Annotated in this window: 1 protein-coding gene; it reads right to left on the bottom strand. The window is 55.5% G+C overall.

The window, feature by feature from the left end; genetic code table 11:
- On the bottom strand, positions 1-346 hold a 346-nt coding region (gene mobB, locus KQX66_RS39080), incomplete at both ends, for a molybdopterin-guanine dinucleotide biosynthesis protein MobB (RefSeq protein ID WP_216798444.1).

Consider the following 346-nt stretch of genomic DNA (forward strand, 5'->3'; position numbering starts at 1 on the left):
GCGGTCGATCGCTGGCTATCGCGACGACAAACTGATCCAGCATGTCTTCCAACGGTCTGCCGATCTCGGCCCGATAAAGCAGGATCTTGCTGACCGGCTCATGTTTGAACCCTTCCACCAGAATCAAGTCGACCTTATCGGCGTCAAAGCGCCCAGCCAGATAGCGCAGATCCAAAGGTTGTTGCTCCGGCGTTTCGGTCATTAATGCCCAGCGGCGATCGCTGGCGACCAGCGTTTGCTCGGCGCCTGCTTTACGCAGCTCATAGCTGTCTTTACCCGGCGTATCCACATCCATGTCGTGATGCGTATGTTTGATCAGTCCAATCCTTACCTGGCGTTGTTTCAG

The organism is Paenibacillus oleatilyticus, assembly GCF_018998565.1.
Taxonomy (GTDB): domain Bacteria; phylum Bacillota; class Bacilli; order Paenibacillales; family NBRC-103111; genus Paenibacillus_G; species Paenibacillus_G oleatilyticus.